The sequence below is a fragment of the Modestobacter versicolor genome, assembly GCF_041028285.1.
Classification (GTDB): Bacteria; Actinomycetota; Actinomycetes; order Mycobacteriales; family Geodermatophilaceae; genus Modestobacter; species Modestobacter versicolor_A.
On sequence record NZ_JABGDB010000001.1, the window covers coordinates 779,993 to 792,369 of the forward strand.

Genomic DNA, 12,377 nt, shown 5'->3' on the forward strand with positions numbered 1-12,377 from the left:
TTCGACGCTACCTGCCGCCGGCGCCCGGCCGCGTGTGCTCACCGCCGCTCGAGCAGGCCGCGGAGCAGGGCTGCCTGCCCAGCGTGCTGGAGGTCGTCGCCGATGACGCTGACCAGCCGGACGCCGAGGGTGACCGGCGGGTCCCAGCTCCGGTCGACGACGCGGTCGAGGTCGGCCGGGGTGAGCGTCCGGAGGAACGCGGCGGTCCGGCGGTGCACGTCGGCGTGGTAGTCGACCAGCAGCTGCGGGTCGGTGACCACGGTCCGGCCGACGTCCGCGCTGCTGAAGCCGTACCCGTGCGCGCTCGGCGGGAAGGGCAGCGCGAACCGGTCGGCCCAGCCGGCAGCGGTCCAGGCCTGCTCGGTGCCGGCCACCTCGGCCACGTGGTCGTCCTGCACCCGGGTGAGGTGCCACACCAGCCAGGCGATCGTGTTGGCGTCCGGGTCGAGCCGCGCGGTCAGCAGCGCGGGGTCGATCCCGTCCAGCGCGCTCCGGACCACCGTCTCGACGTCGTCGAACGCGGTCAGCAACAGGTCACGGCTCTCCATGGGCCGCGCGTACCCCACGGGGAGTCAGCCGTACACCCGTCCGGAGGACGTCGAGCTCGCGTCGTGGCACCAGACGCTTCCGGACGGTAACTTCCGGAGTCGGTCACGGGGGGTCGAGGAGAGGTACATGCGGTCTACCGCGAGATCGTCCGACGGGCTGGTCCCCCTGAGCGAGTCGACCGTGGACATGCGGGTCGTCGACCGGGTCGTCGACGTCGGCACGTCCCAGCCGGAGACCCTCGCCATCGCCGACGGTCGGCGCTCCGTCACCTACGGGCAGCTGCTCGCCGGGGCCGACGTCGTCCGGCGCGCCGTGCTCGATGTCCGGGTGGCCGACGCCGCGGTCGCCGTCCTCCGGTCGCCCGGCGCCGGCGCGGCCGTCGCCGTGATCGGCGTGATGGCCACCGGCTCGCCGGTGCTGGTCCTGGACCCCACCACGCCGGCCGAGCGGCTGCGCCACTACGTGTCCGGGGCCGGGGTGTCCGTCTGCGTCGCCGACGCCGCGCACGCCGACGTCGCCGCCGAGCTGTGCGCCTCGGTGGTCGTCCCGGACGACGACGTCGCCGCGCCCGCCGACCTCGCGGCCGTCGGCGTCGCGCTCCGGTCCGCCCCGACCGGCCCGGACGACCCCGCGGTCGTCGTCTTCACCTCCGGCTCGACCGGCCGCCCCAAGGGCGTGCTGACCGGCTCGCGCACCCTGCTGCACGACGCCTGGACCAACTCCGTCGGCACCGGGCTGTACGGCGCCGGCGACGTGGTGGGCAACCTGATGCCGCTGGCCTTCGACGCCGGGATGAAGGCCGTGCTCGCCGGGATGCTCGCCGGCGCCACCCAGCAGCTGTTCGACCCCCGCACCCGGCCGGTCTCCGAGCTCGCCGGCTGGCTGCGGGAGCAGCAGGTCACCGTGCTGCTGGCCAGCCCGGCCATCCTCCGCGGCCTGGTCTCGGCGCTGCGCCCGGGCGAGCACCTGGACACCCTCACCGCGGTCACCATGGGCGGCGAGATGGTGCACGGCAGCGAGCTCGCCGCCTTCCGCCGGGTGGTCGGGCCGCAGTGCGTGCTCCGCAACCGCTACGGCTCCACCGAGACCGGCCTGCTGTCGGACTTCGTGCTGCGCCCCGAGGACCCGTCCCCGACCGGGGCGACGCCGGCCGGCTGGCCGGTGCCGGGCGTCCGGTTCCAGGTGCAGGACGCCGACGGCGTGCGCGCCGACAGCGGCACCGGCCGGCTCGTGGTGTCCTCCCGGTGGCTGGCGGAGGGGTACCTCGGCCAGCCGGAGGTGACCGCGTCGGTGTTCAGCGACGGCGCCGACGGTGTGCGCACCTACCTGACCAGCGACACCGCGAGCATCGACGACGACGGCCTGACCCGGTTGCTGGGCCGCACCGACCACAGCGTCAAGGTCCGCGGGCACCTGGTCGAGCCCGGGGAGGTCGACGCGGTGCTCTTCGCCCACCCCGAGGTCCGCGAGGCCGTCGTGGTCGGCGCCCCCGACCCCGCCACCGGCCGGATCCGGCTGGTCGCCTACGTCGTGCCGGCCGTCCCGCGGCTGGACGCCTCGACCGTCCGCCGGGTGGTCCGCGACGCGCTCCCGCCGTTCATGGTCCCGCAGGAGGTCCTCTTCCTCCCGGCCCTGCCGCGCACCGAGCGGGGCAAGCTGGACCGCTCGGCGCTGCCGCCCCCGCCGCCGCGGGCGACCGCCCGGCCGCCCCGCACCGACTGGGAGCGGGTGGTGGCTGCGCTGTTCGCCCGGGTCCTGGAGACCGACGAGGTCGGCCTGGACGACGACTTCTTCTCCCTCGGCGGCGACTCGCTGGCCGCGGAGGCGCTGCTGGCCGCGGTCGGTGACGAGCTCGGCGTCAGCGGCGACGTGCTCAGCACCGGGCTGCTGGTCGAGGCGCCGACGGTCGCCCGGTTCGCCGACGCCGTCCGGCAGGCCCGCCGGCCCGAGCACCCGACGCTGGTCCGGCTCGCCTCCGGCGGCAGCCGGGTGCCGCTGTTCTGCGTCGCCGGCGCCGGCGGGGTCGCTCTCGGGTTCCGGGCGCTGGCCCGCGAGCTGGGCGACGACCAGCCGGTCTGGGGACTGCAGGCGCACGGGCTGGAGAACCGCGGGCTGCCGGACTGGTCGGTGCGCGCCACCGCCCGGCGGCACGTGGCGACGCTGCGCACCGTGCAGCCGGCCGGCCCCTACCGGCTGGCCGGGCACTCGCTGGGCGCGGTCATCGCGCTGGAGATGGCCCACCTGCTGCGGTCGGAGGGGGAGGAGGTCGAGCTGCTCGCCGTGCTCGACTCGTTCCCGCCGGACCCGGCGCTCAGCCCGCCGGCCCTGACCGGCGGCCCCTACCAGCGGGTCAAGGGCGCGGTCGCGCTGGCGACCACCGGGCTGCTGCCCGACTCCGGGCTCGGGCACTACCTCCGCTTCCACCGGCAGGGCATGGCCCTGCAGCGGCGGCACCGGACCTCGCCCTACCCCGGCCGGACGCTGGTGCTGGTCGCCCGGGACGACCCGGACTCGGCGGTGCGCGCGCTGTGGGCGCCGCACCTGACCGGGCAGTGGTCCATGCACGAGGTGCCCGGTGACCACGTCGGGATGCTGCACGAGCCCAACGTCACCGAGGTCGCGCAGCTGCTCGCCGCGGAGCTCGACGCCCTCGACGGCGCCCGCCCGGACCCGGTGGAGGCGCTCCGCGACTGACCCCGGTCAGGACAGCTCGATGACCCCGGTGACCAGCAGGGCCAGCGCGCCGAGCAGCACCACGGCGAGCAGGGTCAGCAGCACCACCGGCACGACCACCCAGCGCCGCTTGAACCGGAAGCGGCGCTGCTTGGCCGCCGCCCGGCGCTCGCGCCGGGACAGCGCCGGGTCGTGCCGGCGGCCGGTCACCTCGCGCGCCTGCGACCGGACGTCGCGGACGACGGTGCCCAGCACGGCCTTGGACGACGAGGCGAGGGAGAGCAGGTCGGCGACGTCGAAGCGCTGCACGTCGCCGCCGTGCGGGACCGACCGCGGGCCGGCGGGGGCGGCCGGGGCAGGGGCCTCGGCAGGCGCGGGGTCGGCGAGCACCGCCGCCAGCTGCTCCCGGGCCTGCGCGGCCGTCGTCCGGGAGGCCGGGTCCTTGGTCAGCAGCCCGCGGAGCACCGGCTCCAGCGGGCCGGCCGCCACCATCGGCGCCGGCTCCTCGCCGACGACGGCCAGCAGGATGGCCATCGACTCCGGCCGGTCGAAGGGCGTGCGGCCCTCCACCGCGGTGTACAGCGTCGCGCCCAGCGACCACAGGTCGACCGCCGGTGTCGGCGGCTCGCTGTGCGCCCGCTCCGGCGCCATGTAGGACGGCGAGCCGAGCACCGCCCCCTGCGCGGTCAGCGAGGAGTCCTCGGTGGTGGTGGCGATGCCGAAGTCGGTGAGCCGGGCGTGCCCGTCCTCGGAGACCAGCACGTTGGCGGGCTTGACGTCGCGGTGCACCATGCCGGCGGCGTGCGCCACCTCGATCGCCGACAGCACGTCCAGGCCGATCCGGGCGGTCTGCGCGGGGGAGAGCGGGCCGTCCTCCTCCAGGATGCGCTGCAGGCTGCGGGACCGGACGTGCTCCATCACCAGCCACGGCCGGCCGTCCTCCTCGACGACGTCGTGGATGGCCACCACGTGCGGGTCCTCGAGCCGTGCGGCCGCCCGGGCCTCGCGGAGGGTGCGCTCCCGCAGCACCGCGCGCTCGGCGTCGGTGAGGTGCACCGGGTAGGTGATCTCCTTCAGCGCCACCTCGCGGTGCAGCACGCGGTCGGTGGCCAGCCAGACGACGCCCATGCCGCCGCGGCCCAGCTCGCCGGCGATCTCGTAGCGACCGCCGACGACCCGTTCGTCCTCGCGGGGCCCGGTCGTCATGGTCGGGAGAGTAGGCGCCGGGCGCGCGGGTCACACGCCCGAGGCGCCCGGTTCCGCCTGCACACCGGCGGTCGGGCAGGCGGTAGGTTCGCCCGGCGTCCGTCCCGGCAGGAGGCCCGTGATCTTCTTCCTCTCCCGGCTGTCCCGTCTGCTGGGCAGCCGGCTGCACGGCTGGCGGCTGCCGCTGGTCGTCATCGTGCTGGTGTTCCTCACCAGCTGGCTGGCGATGGCGCTGGTGGAACCGGCCGACAGCCCCATCGTCGCGCCGGGCAACTACTGGTGGTACTTCGTCGTCACGGCCGCGACGGTCGGGTACGGCGACTTCTTCCCGGTCTCGACCGCCGGCCACGTGGTCGGCACCTACGTCATCGTCGGCGGGATCGTCACGCTGACCCTGTTGTTCACTCGGCTGGCCGACTACCTGCAGTCGGCCCGCGGAAAGCGCCGGAGGGGTGTGGTGGCACTGGACCTGGCAGACCACGTCGTCGTGCTGGGCTACGTGCCCGGCCGGACCGAGCGGATGCTCACCGAGCTGTCGGCGGAGTCGTCCACCCGGGTCGCGCTGTGCGCGTGGGACGACGTGCCGGAGAACCCGGTGCCGGAGAACGCCTGCGTCTCCTTCGTCCGCGGCGACCTCGCGCACGCCGACGTGATGGCCCGCGCCTGCGTCGCCCGCGCCCGGACCGTCGTCGTCGACGGCCGGGACGACAACGAGACCCTGGCGATCGCCGTCGCCGTCGACCACGCCAACCCGGGCGTGCACATGGTGGCGGCGCTGCGCGACCTCGGCCGGCGGGACAACCTGCGCTACGTCAACCCGCGGATCGCCTGCGTGCAGTGGCACATGCCCACGCTGATCACCGAGGAGGCGCTGGACCCCGGGATCACCGACGTCTACAGCGACCTGATGAGCGAGGGCGGCCACGGCAACACCTACTCGCTGCGGCTGCCCGACGGGCACGGCTTCGCCACCTTCGGCGACTGCCAGGTGCACCTGGGCCGGACGTTCGGGGCCACGGTGCTCGCCGTCCGCACCGCGGAGGGGCTGACCGTCAGCCCGCCCTGGGACACCCCGGTGGAGCGCGGGGCGACGCTGTACTACGTCGGGCGGTCGCGGATCACCGCGGGCGAGCTGACCAGCGCCCGCTGACCCTGCGGCTCCCCGGCCAGCAGGGTGCTCAGCAGCCGGGCGGTCATCTCCACCAGCGGCAGGTGCCGGGCGAGGACACGTGGCTGGGCGCGGGAGGCGACCCCGCACAGGGTGCCGAACACCTCGCCGTCGCGGGTGACCAGCGGGACGCCGATGTAGGCCGCGACCCGCTGGGGCAGGCCGGTCCGCAGGTCGCGGTAGGCCGGCGTCGCGGCGGCGACCGTGGCCACCCGGGGGCCGGCGCCGGCCACCATGGCCCGGCAGAAGCTGCGGTCCCAGAGGATGGTCGTGCCCGGTGGGAGGAGCTCCGAGGGGTGTGCGTGCAGCACCACCTGCTGCGGCTCGACGAGCTGGGTGACCATCCAGACGTCGAGCCCCACGGTCCGGTGCAGGAACGCGAGCGAGGCCCGCGCAGCGGCCGGCCAGTCGGCGAAGGGGACCATGTCGTCCACCACCAGCGCGTCCATGACTCTGGTTACGCCCGTGCAACTCGTCCGTCAACTCGTCCGGTCGCGGGAGATCCGGTACCGCCGTGATCCACCCGTTCGGTGGTCACCCCACCACGCTGCGCAGTCGATTGGTGCCCCACGCATCGGTACGGTGAGGCCATGGCGACGAGCGACGTCCGGGCCCCGGCCGACCCCCTTGCCCTCGAGCACCAGGTCTGCTTCGCCCTGTCGGTGGCCGCCCGCAACGTCGTCGCGGTGTACCGGCCGCTGCTGGAGCCGATGGGCCTGACGCACCCGCAGTACCTGGTGATGCTGGCGCTGTGGCAGCACGGGCAGCTGTCGGTGAAGGACCTCAGCAGGCTGCTCCAGCTCGACCCGGGCACCCTGTCGCCGCTGGTCAAGCGGCTGGAGAACGGCGGGCTGGTCAGCCGCGGGCGCGACCCGCGGGACGAGCGGTCGCTGGCGATCACGCTGACCGACGCCGGGCGCGCGCTGCGGGAGCAGGCCGAGCGGATCCCGGCCGGCATCGTCGAGCGCCTCGGCATGGACGTCGACGGCCTCACCGCGCTGCACGCCGCGCTGACCGAGGTGATCGAAGCGTCGCAGCAGGCGCTGCGGACCGACTGACGCATCACATGGTGCCCCAACCGTTGGACCCCCACGCGTCGACCGGGTACACAGGAGTGGTGCCCATCGAGGAGCCGGTGACGACCGACCAGACCGCCCGCGCCGACGGCGGGCTGCACCGACCCGGCGTCCTGCGCTGGCTCTGGTACGCCCTCGGCGGCGGGCTGCCCGGGCGGCACCGCGCGTGGGTGCTGCACGACACGACCACCGGCAACTGGGGGGTCCGGCACGTGCTGCGGGCCGTCGTCCAGATGTCGGTGCCGATCGCGCTGGTGCTGCTGTTCGTGCCCGGCCCGTTCTGGATCCGGGGGATGGCCGCGCTCGGCGGTCTGGCGCTCGGGCTGATCTTCTCCGTCGCCTACATGACCGAGACCACCGAGCACCGGGTCAAGAAGGCCGGCTACCCCGTGGGCACCGCCCAGGCCGTGCGCGACGAGGCCCAGCGGGCGCGCAGCGCCGAGCGCACCGTGAAGCTGCGGGCGGCCGCCGCGAAGCGGGCCGCCCGCTACCGCGAGCGCCAGGGCCGCTGAGTCGTCACCGCCGGTCGAAGAGGGTCACCTCGTCGGGCTGCACGAGGAACGGGTTGGCCCACTCCGACGGCGTGCCGGTGATGGGCTGGGCGTCGGTGACCACGACGAAGGGCGTACCGGGGTAGACGGCGAGCACCCGGGACGCCGAGGACAGCGCCTCGGTGCGCTCGAGCAGCTCGCCGCGGCGCAGCTGCTGCGTCGTCCGGACGCCGGTCAGCTCCTCGCCGACCGTCGCCGTCCACCGGGCGCCGTCCTGGGTGAAGCTGATGGCGGCGACCCGGGCACCCGGCGGGGCGGGCTCGCAGCCGGCGAACTCGGCCAGCGCCTCGTAGAGCCGCTCGGCCTGCTCGTCGTCGCTGGCCCGGGGCAGGAAGAAGGCGACCACGGGGTGATCCTCCCCCGGGGCTACGACAACCGGCGCCGGAGCAGCTCGTCCTCCCGCTTGAGCACCACCCCGACCAGCTCGCGCACCGCGCCCTCGGCCTGCCGGCCGATCAGCGGCGCGTCGACCCGGGCGTCCCCGGTGACGGTCGAACGGGTGCCCGGGCCGGCCGCGGTGAGCCGCCGCTCGCCGGTGACCTGGACGGTGCGCCCGAACACCTCGGCCCGGACGTCGAGCGGAGAGCGGTAGCCGTCGCCGTCGGCGACCCAGTCGGCGCGCTCGACGACGGCCACCGACGAGCCGACGAAGCGGGCGAAAACCGGCGGGATGCCGGCGGTGGGGGCGGCCAGCCGCACGGTGCTGCGGTGGCCGTCGACGGTGACCTCCTGCGCCTGCGCGCCGAGCGCGGTGGCCCGCTCGCGGAGGAAGTCCTCCGCGGTGAGCAGGGCGAGGACGGCGTCCGGCGGGGCGGCGTACTCGGTGGTCGTGTCGATGGCCATGCCGCCATCCTCGCCCGGGCGCTCGTGCCGGGCTTGCGGAGATCGTGCGGTCCGGTCCAGCCGGGCTTGCGGGAGCCACCGGAGGCTCGGTCCTGTCGCCGGACGTGCCGGCGACCCGACCGCCCCAGGGAGTGCCCGTGTCCGCCACCACCCGCCGCCGCCCGGCCGCCAGGGTCCTCGGCTCCGTCGCCGTCCTCGCCGCGGCGGCCACCGTCGCCGGGACGGGCACCTTCGGCACCTTCACCGACAGCACCACCCCGCTGGCGGCCGAGGTCGGCAGCGGCACGGTGTCCATCGACGTGGCCGCCCCCGCCCAGGAGGTCGCCTTCGCCGACGTCGAGGGGGGCTGGAAGCCGGGGGACCGCTCCAGCCTGGCCCTGGACCTGGTCAACACCGGCAGCGCGGACCTGTCCTCGATCACCCTGGACGTCACCGCGGTGGTCTCCAGCGTGCTGGACACCGACACCGTGTACGGCCTGCAGGTCAGCATCGACTCCTGCGACCAGCCCTGGGCCACCGACTCGGGCCACCACAGCTGCCACGGCACGGGCAGCACCCTCTACGAGGGCCCGGTGGTGACGAGCGTGCAGCTGCCGACGGCCGCCAGCCTCGCCGCCGGCGGCGTCGACCACCTGCTCGCCACCGCCACCCTGCCCACGGGGGCCGGCAACACGTTCATGGGCGCCGAGTCCACGCTCAGCATCCTGTTCACCGGCACCCAGCGGACCGGCACCGCCCGCTGACCGTGTCGTCCGCGGCGGTCGCCGGCCGGTCAGTCCTCGGCGGGGGCGAACCGCACGGTGCGGGTGGCCGGGTCCGCGGCGGTCAGCCGCACCCGCACCCGCTCGCCGGGGGTCGACCGGCCGTCGCAGCGGGCCTGCACGGCCAGCTCGGTGAGCACCACGGTCGACCGGTGGTCCTCGGCGTCCAGCACGACGGCGTCGAAGACCTCGCCGACCCGGCCGGCCAGCAGCGTCGCCTCGACGAGGTCGACCACCGCGCGCTCGACCTCGCGCGTGCGCCGGTCGGAGGCGGCCATCAGCGCGGGCAGCTCCGGCAGGGCGGCGCGCAGCTCCGCGGAGGGCTGCTCACCAGCGGCCAGCGCCAGGCAGACCTCGGTGCCGAACCGGTCGACCAGCCGGCGCAGCGGCGCGGTCACGTGCGCGTAGGGGGCGCCGACGCCGCCGTGGCCGGGCTCGGCGGGCGGCGGGCCGTCGAACGCCGTGTAGGCCGCACCGCGCAGCAGCGAGGCGGCGGCGTCCAGGAAGCTCGCGTGCCGGGGCTGCGCCGGGTCCAAGCTCGCGACGACCTCGCCGGGCCCGGCGCCCTCGGGCCAGTCGACGCCGAGGCCGGGGGCGAGCCGGCGGAGGGTGTCGACCGCGCCCGGGTCGGGCGGCGGCAGCGTGCGCAGCACCCCGACCCCGCCGTCCAGCATCAGCCGGGCCGCGCAGCGTCCGGTGAGCAGCGAGATCTGCGCGTTCCAGCCCTCGACGTCGGACTGGCCGCGGAACACCACCGTCCAGCCGCCGTCGGGTCCGGGCTCGACCTCCTGCGACGGCGTGCCCAGCTCGATCGCGCCGCGGTCGCGGGCGCGGGCCTGGAGCAGCCGGCCGATCTCGGGCAGCAGCTCCAGCTCCCGGGGCACCTGCGTGCCGACCGACTCGTAGTCCAGCTGGGCCCGGCTGCGGACCCGGGCCCGGCGCAGGTCGACCGCGGTGACCTCGCCCTCGGCGTCCAGGTCGATCGTCCACAGCGCGGCCGGCCGCAGCTGGCCGGGCAGCAGGCTGGCCGCCCCCTCCGACAGCTGCGGCGGGTGCAGCGGCGTCCGGCCGTCGGGGGAGTAGACCGTCTGCCCGCGGCGCCGGGCCTCGGCGTCGATCGCGCTTCCCAGCGGCACGAAGGCGCCGACGTCGGCGATCGCGTAGGAGACCCGGTAGCCGCCCGCGGTGCGGGCCAGGTGCACCGCCTGGTCCAGGTCGCGGGCACCCGGCGGGTCGATGGTCACCAGCGGCAGGTCGGTCGCGTCGTGCGCGGGCAGCGGCGGGTCGGCGGCCACCCGGTCGGCCTCGGCCAGCACGGCCGCCGGGAACTCGTCGGGGACCCCCGCCTCCGCCCGGATCGCGGCGAAGTCGAGGGGGACGGACACCGTCAGCACGCGAGCCACGCCGCCACCGTGTCACAGCGCGCCGTCCGCCGCGGGTCCTGGACCGGCCGGCCCGGGGCCGGACCCGCTCACCGGGCCCGGTGCATGAGCCGGCCGTCGTCCGGGTCGCCGGTGCGGCCGTCCGGGAACGACACACCGGCCAGCTGCTCCGACAGCTGCCAGATCCGTTCCGCGTCCTCGGTGCTCCGGAGCCGCCGGTAGAGCTGCTGCTCGGCCGGTGCCCCGCTCATGTGCTGGAACCGGCTGGGGCCGTAGAACCGGCCGCCCGCCGCCTCCGGTGACGTGGCGGCGAGCAGCGCGGGGAGCGCGGCGGTCTCCGGCGTCCCGGCGATGCCCAGCGCCGACAGCCGCCGGATCAGGCGGATCTGGCCCGACTCCCGGGGCCGGCCGATCTCCGGCCGGGGCGCCAGCAGCGCGGTCGGGGCGATGCCGGGGTGGGAGGTGTTGCTGGTGACGCCCCAGCCGTGGGCCGCGCTGCGCCGGTCGAGCTCCAGGGCGAACAGCCCCAGCGCGATCTTCGACGAGCTGTAGGCGCGCATCGCGGAGTAGGAGCGGGTCCAGTCCAGGTCCTCCCAGTGGACCGCGCCGGAGTTGGCCGCCACGCTCAGCTGGGTCGTGACCCGGGCCCGGCCCGCGCTCAGCAGCGGCATCAGCCGAGCCACCAGGGCGACGTGGCCGAGGTGGTTGGTGCCGAACTGCAGCTCGTGGCCGTCGACCGTCGTCTGCCGTTCCGGGGGTGTCATGACGCCGGCGTTGTTGACCAGGACGTCGATCGGCCGGCCCTCGGCCAGCAGCACCGTGGCGAAGGCAGCGACCGACTCCAGCGAGGACAGGTCCAGCGCGTGCAGCGTGACGCGCGCCCGGGGGACCCGCGCCCGGATGCCGGCGGCCGCCGCCTCGCCCTTGCCCCGGTTGCGGACCGGGAGCACCAGGTCGGCTCCGGCCGCAGCCAGGCGGCGGGCCAGGACGAGGCCGATGCCGTCGCTCCCGCCGGTGAGCACCGCCCGCCTGCCGGTCAGGTCGGGGACGGTGATGTCGATCGTGGGGCGTGCCATGGTGGGCTCCTCTGCTCAGCGGGGCGCCGGGTGCGCCGTGGCCCCACCGTCTCCGGTCCGGCGGCGGCCAGGGAGGGCCCGTCGATCCCCCCGTGCAAGCCGGCTGTCCCGGCTGCCGGAGAGGGGGATCGACGGGCCGTGGCTGCCGCGGGGCCGGGCCGGTAGACACAGCGGTGCCGGCCCGCGGGGGCCGGCACGACGCGCGGGAGGACGGACGTGGGCATCGATCGAGCCGGGCTGGCGGGGTTCCTCCGGGGTCGCCGCGAGTCGCTGCAGCCCGAGGACGTCGGCCTGCCCCGCGGGGCGCGCCGCCGGGCCACCGGACTGCGCCGCGAGGAGGTCGCCGTCCTCTGCCACATGTCGACCGACTACTACTCCCGCCTCGAGCGGGAGCGCGGTCCGCACCCCTCGGAGCAGATGGTCGCCTCGATCGCGCAGGGGCTGCACCTGTCCCTCGCCGAGCGCGACCACCTGTTCCGGCTCGCCGGGCACCAGCCGCCGCTGCGCGGCACGAGCAGCGGGCACGTCAGCCCCGGCCTGCTGCGGATCCTCGACCGCCTCGGCGACACCCCCGCGGAGATCGTCACCGAGCTGGGGGAGACCCTGCGCCAGACCCCGCTCGGGGTGGCGCTCACCGGTGACACGACGGGCTTCACCGGCCCGGCACGCAGCAAGGGGTACCGGTGGTTCACCGACCCGGCCTCCCGCGAGCGGCACGCGCCGGAGGACCACGCGTTCCTGTCGCGGATGTACGCCTCTGGCCTGCGGGGGATCGTCGCGAGGCGGGGACCGGGGTCGCGGGCGGCGCAGCTGGCCGACCTCCTCCTGGAGCGCAGCCCGGAGTTCCGCGCGCTGTGGGAGCGGCACGAGGTCGGCGTGCACCCGGGCGAGGTCAAGCGGTACCAGCACCCCGAGGTCGGCCGGCTCGAGCTGAACTGCCAGACGCTGGTCGACCCGCACCAGGCCCACCACCTGATGGTCTACACCGCCGTGCCGGGCACCGAGAGCCACGACGCGCTCGCGGTCCTCGCGGTGATCGGTGCCCAGCCGCTGGCCACCGGCGACGCGGTGCCCGCCGTCCGCCGGTGAGCC

13 protein-coding genes are annotated in these 12,377 nt (G+C 76.0%); 6 read left to right on the forward strand and 7 right to left on the reverse strand.

Going from position 1 to position 12,377, the window contains the following annotated elements; genetic code table 11:
• Window positions 1–38: 38 nt before the first annotated feature.
• Window positions 39–548, reverse strand: a complete 510-nt coding sequence (locus HL054_RS03980) for a mycothiol transferase (protein ID WP_369137462.1) — start codon at window positions 546–548, stop codon at window positions 39–41.
• 187 nt (window positions 549–735) lie between these two features.
• Here HL054_RS03980 and HL054_RS03985 point away from each other — a divergent pair, with 187 nt between their 5' ends.
• A complete protein-coding gene (locus HL054_RS03985) occupies window positions 736–3,243 on the forward strand; it encodes an AMP-binding protein (protein ID WP_369137972.1) in 2,508 nt (835 codons plus the stop codon).
• Between the two features lie 6 nt (window positions 3,244–3,249).
• Here HL054_RS03985 and HL054_RS03990 read toward each other — a convergent pair whose 3' ends face one another.
• The gene (locus tag HL054_RS03990; protein ID WP_369137463.1) at window positions 3,250–4,428 is read right to left on the reverse strand and encodes a serine/threonine-protein kinase; all 1,179 of its coding nucleotides are present in this window, start codon (window positions 4,426–4,428) and stop codon (window positions 3,250–3,252) included.
• Window positions 4,429–4,546: 118 nt separating this feature from the next.
• Here HL054_RS03990 and HL054_RS03995 point away from each other — a divergent pair, with 118 nt between their 5' ends.
• The gene (locus tag HL054_RS03995; protein ID WP_369137465.1) at window positions 4,547–5,578 is read left to right on the forward strand and encodes an ion channel; all 1,032 of its coding nucleotides are present in this window, start codon (window positions 4,547–4,549) and stop codon (window positions 5,576–5,578) included.
• Here HL054_RS03995 and HL054_RS04000 read toward each other — a convergent pair.
• Complete coding sequence (locus tag HL054_RS04000; RefSeq protein WP_369137466.1) at window positions 5,527–6,045, reverse strand: GAF domain-containing protein; 519 nt, start codon at window positions 6,043–6,045, stop codon at window positions 5,527–5,529. The genes HL054_RS03995 and HL054_RS04000 overlap by 52 nt on opposite strands.
• A gap of 141 nt (window positions 6,046–6,186) precedes the next feature.
• Between HL054_RS04000 and HL054_RS04005 the strand changes: the two genes are divergently transcribed.
• Together HL054_RS04005 and HL054_RS04010 are read left to right on the forward strand one after the other, a co-directional pair.
• Window positions 6,187–6,654, forward strand: coding sequence for a MarR family winged helix-turn-helix transcriptional regulator (locus HL054_RS04005; RefSeq protein WP_369137467.1), 468 nt, complete (start codon window positions 6,187–6,189; stop codon window positions 6,652–6,654).
• A gap of 59 nt (window positions 6,655–6,713) precedes the next feature.
• Window positions 6,714–7,184 (forward strand): DUF5313 family protein, encoded by a 471-nt coding sequence (locus HL054_RS04010; protein ID WP_369137468.1) that lies wholly within the window; start codon window positions 6,714–6,716, stop codon window positions 7,182–7,184.
• A 4-nt stretch (window positions 7,185–7,188) separates the two neighbouring features.
• Here the strand turns inward: HL054_RS04010 and HL054_RS04015 are convergent, their stop codons facing one another.
• The gene (locus HL054_RS04015; protein WP_369137469.1) at window positions 7,189–7,569 is read right to left on the reverse strand and encodes a hypothetical protein; all 381 of its coding nucleotides are present in this window, start codon (window positions 7,567–7,569) and stop codon (window positions 7,189–7,191) included.
• 20 nt (window positions 7,570–7,589) lie between these two features.
• Entirely contained in the window at window positions 7,590–8,066 is a 477-nt protein-coding gene (locus HL054_RS04020; protein ID WP_369137470.1) for a DUF2505 domain-containing protein, read from the reverse strand.
• Between the two features lie 137 nt (window positions 8,067–8,203).
• On the opposite strand from HL054_RS04020, the gene HL054_RS04025 reads away from it, so the two are divergent.
• Window positions 8,204–8,809 carry a TasA family protein gene (locus HL054_RS04025; RefSeq protein WP_369137471.1) on the forward strand — a complete coding sequence of 202 codons (606 nt, stop codon included), beginning with the start codon at window positions 8,204–8,206 and terminating at the stop codon, window positions 8,807–8,809.
• A 29-nt stretch (window positions 8,810–8,838) separates the two neighbouring features.
• Here the strand turns inward: HL054_RS04025 and HL054_RS04030 are convergent, their stop codons facing one another.
• Window positions 8,839–10,230 carry an RNB domain-containing ribonuclease gene (locus HL054_RS04030; protein ID WP_369137472.1) on the reverse strand — a complete coding sequence of 464 codons (1,392 nt, stop codon included), beginning with the start codon at window positions 10,228–10,230 and terminating at the stop codon, window positions 8,839–8,841.
• Window positions 10,231–10,298: 68 nt separating this feature from the next.
• Window positions 10,299–11,285: an SDR family oxidoreductase gene (locus tag HL054_RS04035; protein WP_369137473.1), complete on the reverse strand. Its 987-nt coding sequence runs from the start codon at window positions 11,283–11,285 to the stop codon at window positions 10,299–10,301.
• A 216-nt stretch (window positions 11,286–11,501) separates the two neighbouring features.
• Here HL054_RS04035 and HL054_RS04040 point away from each other — a divergent pair, with 216 nt between their 5' ends.
• Complete coding sequence (locus tag HL054_RS04040) at window positions 11,502–12,374, forward strand: helix-turn-helix transcriptional regulator (RefSeq protein WP_369137474.1); 873 nt, start codon at window positions 11,502–11,504, stop codon at window positions 12,372–12,374.
• Window positions 12,375–12,377: the final 3 nt, after the last annotated feature.

Bases quoted from the DNA above. Each gene is read 5' to 3' on its own strand.
- HL054_RS04020 (WP_369137470.1), bottom strand. From the start codon at position 8,066: ATGGCCATCGACACGACCACCGAGTACGCCGCCCCGCCGGACGCCGTC.
- HL054_RS04000 (WP_369137466.1), bottom strand. From the start codon at position 6,045: ATGGACGCGCTGGTGGTGGACGACATGGTCCCCTTCGCCGACTGGCCG.
- HL054_RS03980 (WP_369137462.1), bottom strand. From the start codon at position 548: ATGGAGAGCCGTGACCTGTTGCTGACCGCGTTCGACGACGTCGAGACG.
- HL054_RS04035 (WP_369137473.1), bottom strand. From the start codon at position 11,285: ATGGCACGCCCCACGATCGACATCACCGTCCCCGACCTGACCGGCAGG.
- HL054_RS03990 (WP_369137463.1), bottom strand. From the start codon at position 4,428: ATGACGACCGGGCCCCGCGAGGACGAACGGGTCGTCGGCGGTCGCTAC.
- HL054_RS03985 (WP_369137972.1), top strand. From the start codon at position 736: ATGCGGGTCGTCGACCGGGTCGTCGACGTCGGCACGTCCCAGCCGGAG.
- HL054_RS04005 (WP_369137467.1), top strand. From the start codon at position 6,187: ATGGCGACGAGCGACGTCCGGGCCCCGGCCGACCCCCTTGCCCTCGAG.